Below are 17,734 nucleotides of genomic sequence, written 5' to 3'. Positions count from 1 at the left end.
CCCTCGATACGCGACATGACGATATCGCCCCTCGGGGATCGGATCGGCCCCCTCGGAACGGACACCAGCATAGGCGATGCAGCGCGTCGAAGACGCATCGGGACACAACCTGTTGGGGGTGCTTCTCACACAACCACTAGATGTGGTGCCCAAAGAGAGAGGTGGCCGAAGAGACCGCACCGACCGGAAACGGATATCCGCCCGCCGCGGGGCGGGGGTTGCGGGCCGCACGGTGGCACGGATACGGGCGCGGAGGGGGCGTTGCGCCTCCGCGTGGAAGCCGCCGGGCTCACCCGCCGACGACTCGGGAACGCCTCCGGGCTCGCGCGAACCCGGAGACCGGGGCACCGCCACGAGAGGCACCGGCGAGAGATTACCTCAGCCGGAACCGACGCGCCGCGCCGGTCCACCGCACACACAGAGTGACGGCCGGGGTCCGTTGGAGAGGGCCCCCGAAGCCCGTGCGCCTGCGGCCCGCCGGCCGGGAGACACGAGGGGGCCGACGCGCCGACACAGGCGGCCAGGACGGGCGGCGAGGGCGGGCTGGTGGGCCGGACGCGGGCCCCGGGCGCGCCGGCCCACCGCGGGGCAGCTGTCAGATGCGGCGCATGACGGCGACGACCTTGCCGAGGATCGTCGCTTCGTCGCCGGCGATGGGCTGGTAGGCGGAGTTGTGCGGGAGCAGCCACACGTGCCCGTCCTCCCGCTTGAAGCGCTTGACGGTGGCCTCGCCGTCAAGCATGGCGGCCACGATGTCGCCGTTCTCGGCCACGGGCTGACGGCGCACCGTGACCCAGTCGCCGTCGCAGATCGCCGCCTCGATCATCGAGTCCCCCACGACCTTGAGGACGAACAGCTCACCGTCGCCGACGAGCTGGCGGGGCAGGGGGAACACGTCCTCGACGGACTCCTCCGCGAGGATGGGGCCGCCGGCGGCGATGCGGCCCACGAGGGGGACGTAGAACGCGGCGGGCTTGCCGGTGGTGTCCGTGGTCTGGGTGCTCGGCGTGTCGGAACCGCGGACCTCGTACGCGCGCGGCCGGTGCGGGTCACGCCGCAGGAACCCCTTGCGCTCCAGGGCCATGAGCTGGTGGGCGACGGAGGAGGTGCTGGAGAGCCCCACCGCCTGGCCGATCTCGCGCATGGAGGGTGGGTAGCCACGGCGCTGGACCGAGTCCCTGATGACCTCGATCACGCGGCGCTGCCGGTCGGTGAGGCCCGTGCTGTCCGCCCGGATGCCGGGTGGCCGTCCCGGCAGCGCCCGCGCCGCCGTGGAGGCCGCGCGTCCGGCGGCCGCGGTGGCCCCTGCGGGCCCCTCCGCGTCGCCGCCCGGGCGGGGCTGGTCGACGCCGTCGGTGACGTCGCGAGCGGTGATCATGGCGCTGTCTGCGGTGGTGGTCACGGTGGTCGGCACCCCTTTCGAACTGTTCTCCCTGCTGCACAACGGTAGTTGGTTTCGAAAGGTTGCGCCAAACACACGTTCGAGTGAAATATCGGCGATTGCCTGCCGTGATCACGCTCTGCGGTGTATAGGCCACAGCGTGGGAGGGCCCGCGGCGGGCCCGCCGCGCGGCTTCTCAGCGCCCGGCGACCGTCAGCCCGGGTCCCCGGCCGCCGCGTCGATCGCGGAGAGCGAGCGACGGACCTGCCCGGGGTCGGTCGTGTACCAGAAGTCCGGCATGGAGGCGCGCAGGAAGCCGCCGTACCGCGCCTTCGCCAGCCTCGGGTCCAGCACCGCAACCACGCCCCGGTCCCCGGTGGCGCGCACCAGGCGGCCGGCGCCCTGGGCCATGAGCAGTGCCGCGTGGGTGGCGGCGACCGCCATGAATCCGTTGCCGCCACTCTGCTCGACCGCCCGCTGCCGGGCGCTCATGAGCGGGTCGTCGGGCCGCGGGAAGGGGATGCGGTCCATCACGACGAGCTGGCAGTTCGGGCCCGGCACGTCCACGCCCTGCCAGAGCGACAGCGTGCCGAACAGACACGTGCGGGCGTCCTCGGCGAACCGTCGGATCAGCTCCCCGAGCGTCTCCTCCCCCTGGAGGAGGATCGGGACGTCCAGCCTGCCGCGCAACTCCTCGGCCGCCGCCTGCGCGCCCCGCATCGAGGAGAACAGCCCGAGCGTGCGCCCGCCCGCCGCCTCCACCAGCTCGGCGAGCTCGTCCAGCATGTCGCCCCGGCTGCCCTCCCGGCCGGGCGGGGAAAGGTGCTGGGCGACGTAGAGGATGCCCTGCTTGCGGTAGTCGAACGGCGAACCCACGTCCAGGCCCCGCCATGCGGGGGCCTCCGCGTCCTGCTCGTGCCGGCCCTCGGGGGCCAGCCCCAGCGAGGCCCCCACACCGTCGAAGTCCCCGCCGAGCTTGAGCGTCGCGGAGGTGAGAACCACCGAGCGGTCCTCGAACAGCTTCTCCCGCAGCAGCCCCGAGACGGACAGCGGGGCCACCCGCAGCGAGGCACCGTAGCGCTCGTGCCGCTCGTACCAGACGACGTCGTACTCGGAGCCCTGCGCCACGCGCTCCGCGACGGCGTGCACGTTCTCCAGGGAGGCGACGGCCTGCTTGCGCACCGCGTCCTCGTCCTGCACGGAGCGGTCCCGGGTGTTGCCGAGCGCGGTCAGGCAGTTCCGCGCGGCGTCCCGCAGGGCGGCGAGGGCGAAGCCGAGGTCCTCGGGGATCTCCTCCAGCCGTCCGGGCAGGGCCAGCTCCATGAGCCGCTCGAACCCCTCGGAGGCCGTCAGCAGCTGGTCCGCCGCCTTCTCGTCCACGAGCTTCGCCGCCCGGCGCACGGCGCGGGCGACTCCGCCGGGCGTCAGCTCCCCGGAGGCCACACCGGTGACGCGGGAGACGAGCTCGTGCGCCTCGTCGACGATGAGGACCTCGTGCCCGGGCAGCACCGGGGCGCCCTCGATGGCGTCGATGGCGAGCAGCGCGTGGTTCGTGACGATGACGTCGGCCAGCTTGGCGCGCTCGCGGGCCGCCTCGGCGAAGCACTCGGCGCCATAGGGGCACTTGGCGGCCCCGAGACACTCCCGCGAGGACACGGAGACCTGCCCCCAGGCGCGGTCGGAGACACCGGGGCGGAGGTCGTCCCGGTCACCCGACTCCGTCTCGTCCGCCCAGTCCCGCAGGCGGAGCAGGTCCTTGCCGAGCTTGCTGGAGGCCCCGGACGCGCCCGGTGAGGCCTGGGCAACGGCTTCGAACGGGTCGAAGAGGCCGTCCTCCTCCTCGGCCGGGACGCCCTCGTGCAGCCGGTGCAGGCACAGGTAGTTCGACCGGCCCTTGAGCATGGCGTACTCGGGGCGCCGCCGCAGGACGGGGTGGAGCGCCTCGACCGTACGCGGCAGGTCCCGTTCGACGAGCTGGCGCTGTAGCGCCAGCGTCGCCGTCGCGACGACCACGCGCTCGCCCTGCGCCAGGGCGGGCACGAGGTAGCCCAGGGACTTTCCGGTGCCCGTACCCGCCTGGACGAGCAGGTGCGTGCCCTCTCCGACGGCGTCCGCCACCGCCTCGGCCATGGCCACCTGCCCAGGCCGCTCGGTGCCGCCGACCGCGGTGACGGCGGCGTGCAGGAGCTCGGTGAGGGCGGGGCCGCCGGATGCTTCGCTCATAGGGCAGTAACCCTACGTCGTGCCACTGACACCCCCGAACCGGGCGCCGTCAGGGCGCCAGGTGCCCGGGCCGCTCCCGGACGACGAGGGCGGCGCGCTTGTCCGGCAGGTCCACCTCGGCGGCGAGCCGGAAGCCAGCCCGCAGGAAGGCGGCGACGGAGACGGCGTTGCGGACGTCGGGCTCGGCGAGCACCCGGCGGCAGGCCGGGCGGCGGCCGAGGACGAGCTCGGCGACCGCCCGCAGGAGCGCGGCGCCGAGCCCGCGCCCCCGGTACTCCGCCGGGCCGATGAGCAGGTGGATGCCGATGTCGTGGGGACGGGTGGGGAAGTGCCGGGCGAGCGGGTCGAGATCGGCCCGGTAGAGCTCCCAGTAGCTCATGGGCGTGCCGTCGAGCACACCCAGGCAGGGGACGCTGCGCCCGTCGCCCTCGAGCTGCGCACGCAGGTGCCGGGCGGTGACGTCCGGATCTCCCGCCAGGCCCCAGTACGCGGCGACGTCCGGATCGTTCATCCAGGCACCGAGGAGCGGCAGATCGCGCTCCAGGCGGACGGGGACGAGCTGGAAGGTGCCGAAGGGCCCGGCCACCGGTGGCCACCGGTCGACAGCACCGATCAGCTCGCCGGGCGCGGTGACGGGCCCCGAGGCAGGAGCCGAGACGGACCGTGAGCCCTCGGCGGGCACCGCTCCGGTCCCGGGTGCCGTGGCGAGGAGCTCGGGCGGCAGTTCGAGATCGAGGGTGTCGTCGTCACCGCGGTCGCCGGACTCGGTGACGGTGGGTTCGGGGGACGGCACGGCGTCGCTCCTTCCGGCAGGTGGGTCAGGACGGCAGCCGGGCGGTGCGCGGGCCGGCGAGGGCGTGGGCCAGTGGGTTCGGCACGGTGACGTACACGGACTGGGTGTCCACCGGGCCGACGAGCTCGTCCAGCCCGTGCAGCCGGGTGAGCAGGTTGGCCTTGCACCGCAGCGCGGGGGCGTCGAGGAGGAGTCGCGGGAGCGGTGAGCGCGGTGAGCCGTCGTCGCCGGGCTCGGCGTGGGCGGCCAGGAAGCGGCGGAAGGCGGTGAGCAGCAGTTCCTCGTCGACGCCCGCCTGGGAGCCGAACGCGCCGATCAGGCCGAGGACGTGGTTGATGCCGAGGTAGTAGGCGAAGCGTTCGTCGGTGACGGCGTCGGGGACGAAGGAGTCGCTGGCCTCCCCCACTCCGGGCAGCCGCGCGTCGAGGGCGTCCCGGTGGGAGGCGCGGAAGTAGTAGCCCTGGTTGTCGCGGTACCGGCCGCCGCAGGGCCAGCCCTCACCGTCGAGCAGGACCACGGTGTTCTGCTGGTGGGCTTCCAGGGCGATCCCGGCGTGGGCGTCGAGCCACAGCACCGGGGCGACGACCGTGTCCAGGTAGCGCAGGAACCACTCGACGGCGACGGCGTGCGCGGGCCGCCCGGTGCGCGCGGCCAGCCTCCGGACCGTGTCGGCGAGCCGGGAGCGGACGGGGTGGCCCTCGATGCCGGGCCAGGGCCGGGGCGAGGTCAGGGAGGCCACGCACACGGCGTCGTCCTCCGGGCCGAACGGGTTGTGGCGGAAGACTGTGTCCAGTCCGGGCACGGGCGCGCCGTCCGGGCCGTCGACGGCGAGCCAAGCGGGGTCGCGGACGATGTCGAATCCGGGGTGGGCGGCCCGCCAGCGCTCGCCGAGCCCGCTGCGCAGCAGCCGGTGGACCTCGACTCCGCGGTGCAGCTCCTTCCGGAGGTTCTCTCGGCGGGAGTTGGTGATGCGCAGGGCCAGGGAGAGCTTCAGCATCGTCGGGGAACCGGGCCGGGCCACGGTGCGCACCGACGACGTCGGGTGCCAGGGTTCTCCGGCGGGGCCCAGGTCCGTCAGCAGGCCGGCGTCGAGCAGGGCGGCCACGGCGGGCCGGTGCCGCACGGCGCGGGCCTGCCAGGGGTGCAGGGGCAGGACGACGGTACCGGTGGGGCGCCGCAGGTCGGGCGCGAGGCGGGCGGCCAGGGCGGCGGCGGGGACCACCCGCCCGCGCTCGGTCCACGCCGAGTCGGCGGCGAGCACGGAGTGGTGGACGGCGAACCAGTGCAGCGGGAACGCGCCGCGCAGCTCCGGCGAGTACCGCTCCGTCTCGTCCTCGGCGAGGCCCTCCCGGCTCTTGGGGGCCGGATGTGCCGCGTGGCCGAGGACGAGGTCCTGCTCGGCGGCGAGGAACGGCACCGTGCCGGGCGCCGGACCGGGGTGCGCGCGGCGGGCGGCGAGGAAGCGCGCGGTGTGCCGGACGGAGTCGGCGACGCGCCCGACGAGTTCGGTGCCCTCTGCCGCCGCTCCGGTCTGGTGGGCGGCCTCGCGGGCGAGGAGGGCTGCGAGGGTCACCGCGTCCAGCGGCGCGGCGTCGGCGGGTGCGTGTTCGAGGGCTGGTGGCCCGAAGCGGTGCCATCCGGAGGGCGACCAGTAGCGCACCGGTACGCGCAGGGCGGTACCGCTCGCGCGGAGCGGAACGCGCAGCGTGCGGCCGACGGGCGCTGCGGTCTGGCCCGTCTCCCGTACCCAGCAGCGCAGCAGGTTCTCCGTTCCGGCCACGTCGGCCGCGCGGTGGGGCTCGGGGTCGTCCAGGGGGTCGGCGCCGGGGTGGTCCAGGGGGACGGCGGCGGCGCCCCCGGCGCAGGCGTCGGCCGGGGCCGCGGTCCCGGTCGGCGCGCGTCGCGTCTGACGTGGCACCGGGGGATCGTCGAGCGCTCGTGGGGAGGGGCTTCGGGGCGGGCTGCCGTTGCCGTTCGGGAGCTCCTCGGAACCGGCACGTGTCTTCACAAAACCTCCCTGTGCCTGCGGAACCGCTGCGCAGTCCGCAGGGACCAACGACGCGAGGGGCCTTCGATCACGGCCCCGGCGGGGATATCCGCGGGAGCGGGCGGAACCGCGGACCCGACGCGTGCCGTCGTAGGCGGCACCGGCATAGTGGGGGGCGCCTCGCTTCAGCGCGGTTCATGACAAGTAACACGCAGATGCATCCAGTTCAGGGGGAGTTCGTCCATGTCGTCCAAGCGAACGTTCGCGCCACGCCGCTCGGCGCTGGCCGCGGTCGCCGCGGTAGCCGCGCTGTCGGTGACCGCCACAGCCTGTGGTCCCGAAGAGAACCCGGAGAGCGACCCGAAGCCGAGCTCTTCGGCCTCCGCCGACAGCGGCAGCCGGGACCTCGGACTCCCCAAGGACCTCCCCTTCTCGGTCGACGACCTCAAGCGCTGGAAGGAAGGCGAGTGGGACAACTGGGAACCCGACGGCTGGCTCGGTGACGCCAAGGACTTCATCAACCCGATCATCGAGGACCTCTGGGACCGGGACCGGATGAACGACGCGGAGGAGCCCGAGCGCGAGGTCGACGAGGACGAGATCGACGGCACACCGGACGGCGACGGCGAGGGCGCGAACGAGGACGAGGGCGTCACGGACCCGACGCCGCCGGTCGTTCAGGCCGTCGAGGTGGAGACGCCGTACACCGAGAAGGCACCTGCCCACGGCAAGGTCTTCATGGACACCCCGAAGGGCCAGATGGTCTGCTCCGCGACGGTGGTGCAGGACCCGGCCAACCCCGGCAAGTCCAACCTCGTCGCCACCGCCGGCCACTGCGTCCACGGCGGCAAGGACAAGGGCTGGTTCCGCAACGTCATCTTCGTGCCCGGCTTCAACCACGAGGGGCTGGCCGCCGAGGAGCTGGAGTCCGCTCCCCGGGAGGACGTCCTGCCGCACGGCATCTGGTGGGCCGCGGAGGCCGCCACGACCGACCACTGGCGCAACACCGGCGCCGATCGCGGTGGCGCGGGTGCCCAGCAGGACTTCGCCGTGCTCAAGGTGAGCCCGGAGGAGGAGTCGACCACGGCCTCCCTGGAGGAGACCGTCGGTGACGCGGTGAAGGTCAACTTCAGCCTCCCCAAGGTGAGCACGCTGCCCGAGATGACCGTGCGCGGCTACCCGGCCGCGCCGCCCTACGACGGCAGCGCGATGTACAGCTGCACGGGCGCGCCCGGCCGTCTCACGATCGACACCGAGCAGCCGACGATGTACCGGGCCGGCTGCACCATGACCGGCGGCTCCTCCGGCGGCGGCTGGCTCGCGCCGGGCCCCGACGGCGAGGACGAGCTGTACTCGGTGACCTCGATCGGCCCGGTCACGGCGACCTGGCTCGCCGGCCCGCGCCTCGGCGCCGAGGCCAAGGCCGTCTTCGACTCACTGAGCAAGTAACGGGCAACGGGAGGGCTGCGCCGACGGCCCTCCCGCACGCCAGGTCCTCGGCAGGTAGGGGCGGGTGCGCGGAACCCCGCGTGCCCGCCCCTACCTGCCCACGCGCTGCGCACCGCCCGAGTTCCGAGGAGAACTCCGCATGTCTGCTGTACGAACGGCCCGCCGCCGCTCCTTCCTGCCCGCCGCGGCGGCGCTGGCCGCGCTCGCGCTCACCGCCACCGCCTGCGGCCCCGAGGAGAACGCCGACGCGAAGCCCAGCGCGTCCGCACCGGCCGAGGACGGCGCGAAGGACCTCGGCCTCGGCCTCCCCGACGAGCTTCCCGACGGGCTCCCCGACTCCCTCAAGGATCTGGAGGGCTGGAAGAACGGCGGCTGGGAGGACTGGGACAAGGAGAACTGGCTCCGCGACGCCAAGGACTTCGTGAACCCCTACATCGAGGGGCTGTGGGACGCGGACCGCATGCGCGAGGCCGAGGACCACCACAAGGAGGTCACCGAGGAGGACCTCGCCTCGTCCTCCGCCACCGGCGGCACGGACCCGGCGCCGCGCGCCGTCGAGGCCCGGAGGGTGGACCTTCCCTACCACCGGCACGCGGCCCCCGTCGGCAAGGTGTTCATGGACACGCCGAACGGTCCGATGGTCTGCTCCGGCACCGTGGTCAAGGACCCGGAGAACCCGGGCAAGTCCAACCTCGTCGCCACCGCGGGCCACTGCGTCCACGGCGGCGGGAACGCGGGCTGGTTCCGCAACATCATGTTCGTGCCGTCCTACAACGACCGGGGCCGCTCCCCCTCGCAGCTGAACAGCGCGCCCCGGCACGAGGTGGCGCCCTACAAGATCTGGTGGGCCGACTGGGCGCAGACCACGAACTACTGGATCCAGCGCGGTGACGCGCTGCGCGGCGACGCCGGCGCCTCCCAGGACTTCGCGGTCCTGCACGTCGAGCCCGAGGACGGTTCGGACACGTCCCTGGAGGAGACCGTCGGCAACGCGCTGCGCATCAACTTCGACGCGCCCGCGCCCGACGAGCTGGCCGGACTCAGCTCCTACGGCTACCCGGCGGCGCCGCCCTACGACGGTGCGCTCATGTACACCTGCACCGACCGGCCCGGACGCCTCCAGGTGGATCCGGGCCAGCCGTCGATGTACCGGATCGGCTGCACCATGACCGGCGGCACCTCCGGGGGCGGCATGTACGTCGCCGGCGCCGACGGCAAGGCGGAGCTGGTCTCCGTCAACTCCATCGGGCCACGCCCCGCCACCTGGCTCGCCGGGCCGTACCTCGGGGCCTCCGGTCAGGGGGTGTTCGACGCCATCAGCGGGAAGTTCGCGAACGAGAGCTGACCGGCTCCCGCATCGGGCCGGGCCCGGCACCCCCCGCGGGGGGTGCCGGGCCCGGCCCGTTCGGCTGCCGCGTCCTCAGACGTGGGCGAAGGGGCTGCGCACCGTGTCGCTGCCGGGCACCGGAGCCGAGGGGTCGTCCCCCAGCTCGACGATGCGGTTGTCGGCGTCGACGTGCACCACGCGGGGCTGATAGGCGCGGGCCTCGGCGTCGTCCATCTGCGCGTAGCTGATCAGGATGACGAGGTCGCCGGGGTGGACGAGGTGCGCCGCCGCGCCGTTGATGCCGATCACACCGGAACCGCGCTGCCCCTCGATGATGTACGTCTCCAGGCGCGCGCCGTTGGTGATGTCGACGATGTGAACCAGCTCACCGGGCAGGAGGTCGGCGGCGTCGAGCAGGTCGGCGTCGACCGTGACGGAGCCCACGTAGTGCAGGTCCGCCTCCGTGACCGTCGCACGGTGGATCTTGGACTTGAACATGGTACGGATCATCCGGATCCCCCTGGATCTAAGCTTCCTGCCTGCTCATTGCAGGTCAAGTGCGGTTTTACTGCCCTACGACGAGTCCCGAGTTCGGGCAGCGTTCCCAGGTCTTCCAGAACTCGCGCTGACCACTTGCTGACGAGACCAGCCTACGCAACACCGTCCCCTGCGGGGACCGTGATCACCGTCACTCCGGCCGTGGCCCGGATCCCGGTCACCCGCGCCGCCACCAGCGCCGGCGGGGCGGCGGCCCGCCGCCGGTCCGTGCCGGGCCCGACGGGGCCGCCGACGCCACCACCGATCCGGACTGGGCCCCCGGCGCACCGGGCAGCCCGGACAGCGCCGACCGCATCCCGGTCAGCTGCTCCCGGACGGCGTCGCGCCGCGCGGTCAGGGCGGCCACCTCGCGCTCGGCCGGGTCCAGCAACCGGGTCAGGGCGTCCCGTGCGCCGGACTCGGCCTCGGCCAGCAGCCGTGCCGACGCCGCATCCGGGGCCTCGCGGCCGCAGCCGTGACAACGCCAGCCCGGCGCGTTTGCGGGATCCGACGGCTCGGGCAGCGGCTCGTCCGGCACCGGCGGCGCCGGGTCCGCACCGCCGGGCGCCGTGCCGGTGAGATCGGAGAGCAGGCCGCGCACGTCACGCAGCTCCTGTTCCGCGGCGGCGCGGCGCAGGGCGAGCCGCTCCAGCTTCCGCCGGCCGACCGCCTCGTACGCCTCGATCAGCTGACGGGACCGCCGGGCCGCCTCCGCGCGGGTGTCGCGCAGCTGGCTCTCCGTCGGCCGGCGTCCGCAGTGCGCACAGGTCGGTGCGGACGTCGCCATGTTCCCCCCATTCTTGGTCGTCTCAGGCCGCGGGTCAGCCGGACGGGGCGTCTCCGCGCTCGCGGCGGGCGATCACGTTGATCATGTCGCTGATGGTGTCGACGCCCTCAGGCGAGAGACCGACGACACGCAGGGCCACACTGCGCACCCCCGCGTCGCGCAGGGCTCCGAGGAACTCCAGCTCCCGGGCGATCTCGGCGCCCTGGGCATCGTCGAAAAAGTAGCCGACCGGCACCTGGAAGAACTGCGCCAGGGCCTCCAGATGCCGCTTGGTCGGGTTGTCGCGCCGCCCGGTGCGCAACTGCCACAGATAGGTGGCGGAGAAGCTCTCCCCGGTGGCCTCCCGGCAGGCGCGGGCGACCTCCTCGTGGCTGTACTGCTCGCGGTTGGGCCTGCAGACGACGCGGAAGAGCGCGTCGATCTTCTCCGCCAGGCTCGTAGCTTCGGTTTCCCCACCCGCCACGGCCTGCCTCCCTCGTCCCGTCCGCGAAAGGCGGAACAACTCACGTGACTGGACATCACTCCTGACGTTCATAGTAGTTGACCTCCCGGCATACGTCCGGAGGGCGGGCCGGGACGGTCGGGCGTCACGATGCCGGAGCGCCGCTCTCCAGACAGTCCATGAGGCTGTGCACCAGGTCGAGGGCGGCGGCGCGGTCCCAACCCGGGTGCGTGACCCCGACTCGGCGCTCCTGCACGACGCGCAGGGCGGTGGCTGCCTGGTGGGCGAAGAGGGCGAGCAGATCGAGCTCGCCCAGACTGGAGCGCGACTGGGGCACCGGGTCGAGCACTTCCAGCACGCCGAGCACCCGGTCCCCGTGGCACAGCGGCGCGGCCATGATGGTGTCGGGGACGAACTCGGTGGACTCGGCGAGCTCCCGGTCGAACGTCGCGTTCCGGGCCAGGTCGTCGACGACCATGGCCTCGCCGGAGCTGAGGACCCAGCCCGCGATGCCCCGGCCGGTCGGGAAGCGGCGGCCCACCAGGTGGTTCTCGCCCTCCCCGGACACGGCCTGGAACACCAGTGCGTCGTCGTGTTCGTCGTGCAGGAGGAGGGAGCTGGCCTGGGCTCCGAAGATGGCCCGCGCCACCTCCACCACGGACTGGAGGAGTTCGCGGGACAGCGGGTCGGCGATGGCCTCGGGCGGCGTTGCTGCGGTCACGGCGTACCTCCGGTGCCGATGCGCACGTTGGCGGCGGACAGGTACAGGGCGTTCTTGAGCTGGAATGTCGTCATTCTGGGGTGCTTGGAGAGGACTCTGGCGCACAGGCCGGCGACGAACGGGGTGGCGAAGCTGTTGCCGGTGGTGCGGATCGTGGTGCTGTTCAGCCAGGCGACCGTGATGTTCTGCCCCGGGGCGAAGAACTCGACGGGCGGTGTGGGGTTGTAGAGGAACAGGTCGGGGTCGTCCTCCTGGTGGCTGCCGACGGAGATCACCGAGGCGAACCGCCAGGGGAAGCTCTCCACGGGCGTGTTGTGCGCGGAGGCGACGACCACCGCGCGGCGGAAGTAGGCGTCGTCCGCGAGAGCGTGCAGCTCCCCGGCGAACCGCGTGCGGGTGGTGGACAGGCTCAGGTTGATCACGTCGAAGCCCTGGCGGATCGCCCAGCGCAGACCCGCCAGCAGCATGTCCCCGGTGCCGTTGAAACGTTCGCCCAGGACCCGGACGCTGTACAGCTCGCAGCCTGGCGCGGCCCTGCGGATGATCCCGGCGCACGCGGTGCCGTGGCCGCAGGCGTCCCCGGCGGCGCTCTCCCGTACCGTGAGCCCGTCCTCGGAGTCCACGACCTCCCAGGAGCCGGCCACCGGCCCGACCAGCGGGTGCCCGGCCTCGATTCCCGAGTCCACCACGCACACCCGCACTCCCTGGCCACCGGCACCGCCGAAGGCCCAGGCAGGCGTCACCGGTTCCCCGTCGGCCGCCACCGCAACCTCGTCGGGACCCTTGCCCCGCAGGTTCCACGTGAGCCGACTCGCCGGCTTCGCGTGTGCCGTGTTCATCGTGCGGCTCACTCCTTCCTCTCGAGGTGACGGGAGCGGATCCCGGCGGCGCGCCGGGCGCCCGGCAGGTGCCCCTTGGCGCGGAAGTACCGCCGGGCCAGCTCCGCCGCCCGGGCGGCGTCGTTCTCCCGCCCCCGGGCGGCGTGGACGTGGGCCAGGTCAACGGCGGCGACCGCCCGCACGACCGGGGAGTCGGTCCGACGGGCGGCGGCGCGGGCCCGGTCAGCGAGGCGTGCGGCGTCCTCGCTCCGGCCCTCGGCGGCGGCGAGCCGGGCGCCCAGTCCGTCGAGGTCGGCGGCCTCGGCCTGCCCCTGCGGGCCGGACGGCTCGGAGCACGCGAGGAGCTCCGCGGCCCCGGTGGGGTCGCCCTCGTCCAGCAGCAGCCGCGCCGTCGCGCGGTTCACCGCGTCCAGCAGCGCACCGGCCCCCAGCCGCCGGGCGGCCCCGGCCGCCTCCGTGAGCAGGGCGTAGGCCTCCTCGGGCCGTCCGGCCAGCGACTCCACGGTGGCGGCGAACAGCGGCACGACGACGGCGCTCTCCGCGTACCCCAGGCCGTCCGCGAGCTGCCGGGCCTCCGCGAGCTGCGCGCGGGCTGCCGCCCACTCCTCGCTCAGCGCGAGCAGGACCGCGAGCGGGCAGCCCAGCGTCAGCCGGGCCGCGGGGCGTTGACCGCCGTGCTCGTCGAGCAGGTTGCGGCAGTGGGCCACGGCCGCGGGGACCGGCTGCGGGCCGCGCCACAGCGAGACCCCCACCGCGCCCAGCGCGAGCGCCCGTTCGGGCTCCGCCCGGGCCTCCGCCGCGTGGGCCAGCGCGCGGGTGAGCTGCTCGGTGGCCTGCGCGTGCCGACCCTGGAACTGGAGGTCCTGCGCGATCCGGATGCGGGACCTCGCCTGGCCCAGTGCGTTCCCGGCGGACTCGAAGACGGGCAGCGTCTCCCGGGCCGCCGTGACGACCTCGGCGGGCCGTGCGGCGGTGGCCACGGCCAGCCCGAGGCGGGCGTGGGCGGCGTCGACCGGATCGTCGGAGTCGTCCAGCACCGCGCGCAGCAGGTCGATGCCCTCCCCGGATCGACCGGTGGCCAGCCGCACCTCCGCGAGACGCAGCGCCGCCCCGGCCCAGCCCGCATCGCCGCGGGTGAGGAGTTCCAGCCCGCGCTTCAGCAGCACCTCGGCGCGGGCGAGGTCGGCCCGGGCCCGGGCCCTGCCCCCGGCCTGGACGAGCAGTTCGGCCGCGCGACGGCGCAGGGCCTCGGTGTGCGGGCCACGGGTACCCAGTTCGGCGTGGTAAAGGTAGGCGCGTCGCAGGTGGTCGGCCACACGGGCGTCGCCGGCCCGGTGGGCGGCCAGCAACTCGGCGGCCCGCTCATGGCGTTCGGCCCGGGCCCGCTTGGCCATCGACCGGTAGGTGACCTCCTGGACGAGTTCGCTGCTGAAGCGGAACGGCCTCCCCGTCGAGCCCGCGGACCGGACGGGGCGGACCAGCCGCCGCCGGCTCAGGGCGGGCAGGGTGCTCGTGGGGGCCGGCCGGCCGCCCTCCGGCTGGAGGGCCGCGGCCAGCCCGTCGAGCTCCTCGGCGGTGAACTCCCGGCCGAGTACCGCGGCGAGGTCGAGTGTCGACCGTTCGCCGGGTTCCAGGGTGTCGATGCGGGCGCCGAGCAGGGCTTGGAGGGACGGCGGCAGCGACGCCCCGTCGTCCGTGCGCAGGGCGGGCAGGTCGATGCCCGCGAGCAGCTGTTCCAGGAAGAAGGGGTTACCGCCGGCGGCGTCGAGGATCCGGGCCAGCACGCCAGAGCGGTGGGCGCTGACCTCGGTCAGCGCGGTGGCCAGCGTCGCGGACTCCGTGGGCGAGAGCCCGGTGAGCATGACCGCGCGGGCCCGGGGCCGGCCACTGCCCCAGCCGGGGCGCTGGTCCAGCAGGTCCAGCCGGGCGACGCACAGGAACAGCACGGCGGACAGGTCCAGTTCCTCCACCAGCCGGTCCAGCACGTCGAGCAGCAGCTCACCGGCCCAGTGGCAGTCGTCCACCGCCAGGACGACGGGCCGGTCCCGGGCCAGCGCCTCCAGCAGGCCGACGAGTGCGGCGCAGGTCTCCTCCACCGACGGGCTGGGCGTGCCGTCGCGGAGCAGGCCGGGGGCGAGCACTGCGGTCGCGGCGTCGAGTTCGGCCCGGGCGGGGCCGCCCGGGGGCGGCAGGGGGCCGTCCAGCAGCTGGCGGACCGCCTCGGCCAGCGGGGCGAGGCTGCCGTGGTCGCCGTAGGGGCGGCAGCGTCCGGCGCCGAACGCGACGGGGGTCTCCAGCCGGGTGCGCCACTCGTGCACCAGCCGGGTCTTGCCGACCCCCGCCTCCCCGTAGACGGTGACGAGCTGGGCGCCCTCGTCCGCGGCCACGCTGCCCAGCGCGAGATGGAGCTCGGCGAACTCGCGGGTGCGGCCGACGTAAGGCACGTCGAAGCGGCGCACCAGCTCGGGGTCGTCCTCCTCGACCGACAGCAACCGGTAGGCCGTGACCGGCTCGTCCTTGCCCTTGACCCGCAGCGGGCCCACGGGCTCGACGCGGGTCGCGGGGCCCGCGGCCAGCCGGGTCAGCTCGCCGATGAGGACCTGCCCCTCGGGCGCGTGCTGCTCCAGCCGTGCCGCGACGTTGACGGTCTCCCCCGAGACGAGTTTCTGCCGCGTGGAGACCTCCGAGGTGGCCACCACCGGGCCCGTGTTCACGCCGATGCGGACCCGCAGGCACACTCCGAGGGTGGCCCGCAGGCGGGTGTTCAGCTCCTCGACGGCGGCCAGCATGGCGAGGCTCGCGGCCAGCGCGCGGCGCGCGTCGTCCTCGTGGATCACCGGCACGCCGAACACGGCCATGACGGCGTCGCCGACGAACTTCTCGACCGTGCCGCCGCGTTCCTCGACGCAGCGGCGCATCGCCTCGAAGTAGTCCAGGACGACCGTGCGCAGGGTCTCCGGGTCGAGGGCTCCGGACAGGGCTGTCGAGCCGACCAGGTCGCAGAAGACGACCGTGACCGTCTTGCGCTCCTCCGGCGGCGCGGAAGGGGCGCAGGAGCTCCCGCAGTGCGGACAGAACCGCGCGCCGTCCGGGAGGGTTTGCTCGCACGAGCCACATGGCATGACTGCTGTTCCCCGTTCCGTCAGAAGAGGGCCCCGCCCGCGACCTCGCAGTGCGCCTGGACCTCGTCGTCGGCGCCCTCCAGGCCGGCCTTGACGTCCAGCAGCACGGCGAGCTCGTCGAGGCTGAGGTCGCGGAGCAGTTGCCGTTGCTCGGCGGTGAGGCCGGCCGCGTCGAAGCCCCGTGCCCGCAGCTCGGTGAGCACGTCGGGGGCGGGCTGGTCGCTGTGGGCTGTCATGGTGTACCTCCTGAGAGTCCTTCGAACCCGGGACGTGCTGCGGAGCGGGGACGTGGGGCGCCGGGGCCGGGCGCCCCGGTGAGCGTGTCGAAGAGCCGGACCAGTGCCTCGGCCGTGTACAGGCCGCTCGTGACGACGGCGTCCGCCTGGTCGCCGGTCAGGTCCAGGCCGTCGAGCAGGGCGTACAGGGCCTCCGTGTGGCCGCCGTCCAGCTCGGCGTGGGCGCGGACGGTGCGCAGCGCGGCGTCGGGTGCTCCGGTGGCTTCGATCACGTGGTCGGCGAGCTGGGCGCTCGGCGCGTTGCCCTCCAGGACGGCGATGTAGCCGAGCAGGGTCACCGGATGATGGTGTTCGATCCAGTAGTACTGGGCCCCGGCCAGTGCGGCCACCGCCGGATGCGGGGGCCGGGCCGCGGCCGCCGCCGGATCGGCGCCCAGCGCCGCCAGATCGCCGAGCAGCCAGTCGTCGTGGCCGCGCTCCTCCTCGATGTGGGCGGCAAGGTACCGGGCGAGAGGGGCGGCGACGGGGTCCGGGCCGAGGGCAGAGCAGCGTTCGGCGGCACGGCTCATCAGCGGCACCGACGCCCGGACGACTCCGTGCATCAGCCGAAGGTACTCGGGGTAGCGGCGGGCCAGCCCGGGGCCGTGCCACAGCCTGCCGGTCGCCGCGTGCAGCGCCGGTGCGGTGAGCCGCAGCCGGGCGCGCAGGGTCCGGCCGACGGCCGACGGCCGGGCCGCCGGGGCCGTCACGAGCCGGTCCCGGGCAGCGCCACCAGGTCCGCGTAGGGCGCGCAGCCGTGGCGGCGCACGTAGGCCACCGGCCCCGCCTCCCGTTGCCGCCGCGCGGCCCGCTGGTCGAGCAGGGCCCCGGCGGGTCCGGAGGCGAGGCGCTCGGCGCCCGCGACGGCCTCGGGGTGCTCGCCGAGGGCCCGGCAGCCGGCGCAGTAGCCCGCGTCCCGGGTGGCCTGCGCCGCGGGGCCGCCATGACGGGCGAGGAGGCGGGTCGGCCCCACGGTCCGCACCGCACGCAGGACGGGCGAGCCCGTCGTCCGCCGCCGCACGGTGGGCCAGTCGTCCTCCCCCGCGTGGCCGAGCAGCAGGTGCGGGGGGACCGGCCGACGGTCCACGGTGTCCTGGTTGCAGCAGGCGACCACGGTGCCGTCGTCGGCGACCACGGGCCAGGCGGCCATCGAGCAGGGCAGCGCGCGCAGGGGGTCGTGCGCCACGCCGGCGGCCGGACCACGGTTGGCGGCCGGACGGGCGTCGGCGGCCGCGCGGCCCACCGGGCGGACGGAGTTGACGAGCATGGGGACTCGGTCGCCGAACTCCCTGCGCACGGCGGTGGTCACGTCCGCGAGGTAGGGGTCCTCGGGGCCGGTGCCGAGGAGATGGAAGCTTGCGGCGGTCCCGGCGTCGAGCACCTCCCGCACCACCCGGAAGACGCCCGCTCTGGGCACCTCCCGTTCGTGGAAGGCGTCCAGGCTCACGGAGAAGTGGTCGACCGCGTCGACCGCCCGCCGGATGCGGTCCGGCAGCACACCCCGTGCCCCGGGCCCCCCGGGCGTCCGTCCGACGTCGCGGGCGAAGAAGGCCCCGGTCAGCAGTGCGGTGCGGGTGCCGGCCGCGCGGGCCAGCCCCGCCAGCTCGGCGGTGAGTTCCGGCAGGAGCAGGGGTTCACCGCCGGTCAGCAGCAGCGTCTCGGGGTGGTCGGCCGAGGTGAAGGAGCCGGTGAACCGCAGCAGGTTCCCCGCGTCCGGCTCGGCGGCGGTCATGGTCGAGCCGGTCGAACAGTGGGCGCACCGCAGGGGGCAGCGCCGCGTGAGCATCATCAGCAACCCGGCCGCGGGCTGCGGGCGCAGGTCCATGAGCTGGGCGAGTTCCACGGTGGTCC

The 17,734-nt window shown here is 74.4% G+C and carries 15 protein-coding genes; 2 read left to right on the top strand and 13 right to left on the bottom strand.

Going from position 1 to position 17,734, the window contains the following annotated elements:
• Window positions 1–595: 595 nt before the first annotated feature.
• The 4 genes from lexA to HPT28_RS00325 form a co-directional block, all read right to left on the bottom strand.
• Window positions 596–1,402 (bottom strand): transcriptional repressor LexA, encoded by an 807-nt coding sequence (lexA, locus tag HPT28_RS00340; protein WP_219088156.1) that lies wholly within the window; start codon window positions 1,400–1,402, stop codon window positions 596–598.
• Window positions 1,403–1,594: 192 nt separating this feature from the next.
• Window positions 1,595–3,604, bottom strand: coding sequence for an ATP-dependent DNA helicase (locus HPT28_RS00335; RefSeq protein WP_219088155.1), 2,010 nt, complete (start codon window positions 3,602–3,604; stop codon window positions 1,595–1,597).
• A gap of 49 nt (window positions 3,605–3,653) precedes the next feature.
• A complete protein-coding gene (locus tag HPT28_RS00330; protein WP_219088154.1) occupies window positions 3,654–4,397 on the bottom strand; it encodes a GNAT family N-acetyltransferase in 744 nt (247 codons plus the stop codon).
• 25 nt (window positions 4,398–4,422) lie between these two features.
• Window positions 4,423–6,405 (bottom strand): IucA/IucC family protein, encoded by a 1,983-nt coding sequence (locus tag HPT28_RS00325; protein WP_219088153.1) that lies wholly within the window; start codon window positions 6,403–6,405, stop codon window positions 4,423–4,425.
• Between the two features lie 222 nt (window positions 6,406–6,627).
• On the opposite strand from HPT28_RS00325, the gene HPT28_RS00320 reads away from it, so the two are divergent.
• Window positions 6,628–7,833: a serine protease gene (locus HPT28_RS00320; RefSeq protein WP_219088152.1), complete on the top strand. Its 1,206-nt coding sequence runs from the start codon at window positions 6,628–6,630 to the stop codon at window positions 7,831–7,833.
• 139 nt (window positions 7,834–7,972) lie between these two features.
• Entirely contained in the window at window positions 7,973–9,178 is a 1,206-nt protein-coding gene (locus tag HPT28_RS00315; protein ID WP_219088151.1) for a serine protease, read from the top strand.
• Between the two features lie 75 nt (window positions 9,179–9,253).
• On the opposite strand, the gene panD is transcribed toward HPT28_RS00315, so the two are convergent.
• From panD to HPT28_RS00270, 9 genes are all read right to left on the bottom strand, one after another.
• Entirely contained in the window at window positions 9,254–9,670 is a 417-nt protein-coding gene (gene panD, locus HPT28_RS00310) for an aspartate 1-decarboxylase (protein ID WP_219088150.1), read from the bottom strand.
• A gap of 205 nt (window positions 9,671–9,875) precedes the next feature.
• Window positions 9,876–10,484, bottom strand: a complete 609-nt coding sequence (locus tag HPT28_RS00305) for a hypothetical protein (RefSeq protein ID WP_219088149.1) — start codon at window positions 10,482–10,484, stop codon at window positions 9,876–9,878.
• Between the two features lie 34 nt (window positions 10,485–10,518).
• On the bottom strand, window positions 10,519–10,947 hold the full coding sequence (locus HPT28_RS00300) for a helix-turn-helix domain-containing protein (RefSeq protein ID WP_308119016.1): 429 nt from the start codon (window positions 10,945–10,947) through the stop codon (window positions 10,519–10,521).
• Between the two features lie 124 nt (window positions 10,948–11,071).
• Window positions 11,072–11,647: a GAF domain-containing protein gene (locus HPT28_RS00295; protein ID WP_219088147.1), complete on the bottom strand. Its 576-nt coding sequence runs from the start codon at window positions 11,645–11,647 to the stop codon at window positions 11,072–11,074.
• A complete protein-coding gene (locus tag HPT28_RS00290; protein ID WP_219088146.1) occupies window positions 11,644–12,486 on the bottom strand; it encodes a S8 family serine peptidase in 843 nt (280 codons plus the stop codon). Before HPT28_RS00290 ends, HPT28_RS00295 begins: the two co-directional genes overlap by 4 nt.
• 8 nt (window positions 12,487–12,494) lie before the next feature.
• Window positions 12,495–15,608, bottom strand: coding sequence for an adenylate/guanylate cyclase domain-containing protein (locus HPT28_RS27310; protein WP_219088145.1), 3,114 nt, complete (start codon window positions 15,606–15,608; stop codon window positions 12,495–12,497).
• 20 nt (window positions 15,609–15,628) lie between these two features.
• Window positions 15,629–15,844, bottom strand: a complete 216-nt coding sequence (locus HPT28_RS00280; RefSeq protein WP_219088144.1) for an aroma-sacti cluster domain-containing protein — start codon at window positions 15,842–15,844, stop codon at window positions 15,629–15,631.
• Window positions 15,841–16,593: an iron-containing redox enzyme family protein gene (locus tag HPT28_RS00275; RefSeq protein WP_308119015.1), complete on the bottom strand. Its 753-nt coding sequence runs from the start codon at window positions 16,591–16,593 to the stop codon at window positions 15,841–15,843. The genes HPT28_RS00280 and HPT28_RS00275 overlap by 4 nt, the downstream gene beginning before the upstream one ends.
• Window positions 16,590–17,726, bottom strand: a complete 1,137-nt coding sequence (locus HPT28_RS00270) for a radical SAM protein (protein ID WP_219088143.1) — start codon at window positions 17,724–17,726, stop codon at window positions 16,590–16,592. The genes HPT28_RS00275 and HPT28_RS00270 overlap by 4 nt, the downstream gene beginning before the upstream one ends.
• Between the last annotated feature and the right edge of the window lie 8 nt (window positions 17,727–17,734).

It is taken from the genome of Streptomyces sp. JJ38, assembly GCF_019303475.1.
GTDB lineage: Bacteria > Actinomycetota > Actinomycetes > Streptomycetales > Streptomycetaceae > Streptomyces.
The sequence above is the reverse complement of the archived record's forward strand: the minus strand, read 5'-3'. Positions and strand labels throughout refer to the sequence as shown.

Excerpts from the sequence above, each read along its gene's own strand:
- HPT28_RS00280 (WP_219088144.1), bottom strand. The coding sequence starts at position 15,844 with ATGACAGCCCACAGCGACCAGCCCGCCCCCGACGTGCTCACCGAGCTG.
- HPT28_RS00315 (WP_219088151.1), top strand. The coding sequence starts at position 7,973 with ATGTCTGCTGTACGAACGGCCCGCCGCCGCTCCTTCCTGCCCGCCGCG.
- panD (WP_219088150.1), bottom strand. The coding sequence starts at position 9,670 with ATGATCCGTACCATGTTCAAGTCCAAGATCCACCGTGCGACGGTCACG.
- HPT28_RS00290 (WP_219088146.1), bottom strand. The coding sequence starts at position 12,486 with ATGAACACGGCACACGCGAAGCCGGCGAGTCGGCTCACGTGGAACCTG.
- HPT28_RS27310 (WP_219088145.1), bottom strand. The coding sequence starts at position 15,608 with ATGCCATGTGGCTCGTGCGAGCAAACCCTCCCGGACGGCGCGCGGTTC.
- HPT28_RS00335 (WP_219088155.1), bottom strand. The coding sequence starts at position 3,604 with ATGAGCGAAGCATCCGGCGGCCCCGCCCTCACCGAGCTCCTGCACGCC.
- HPT28_RS00320 (WP_219088152.1), top strand. The coding sequence starts at position 6,628 with ATGTCGTCCAAGCGAACGTTCGCGCCACGCCGCTCGGCGCTGGCCGCG.
- HPT28_RS00305 (WP_219088149.1), bottom strand. The coding sequence starts at position 10,484 with ATGGCGACGTCCGCACCGACCTGTGCGCACTGCGGACGCCGGCCGACG.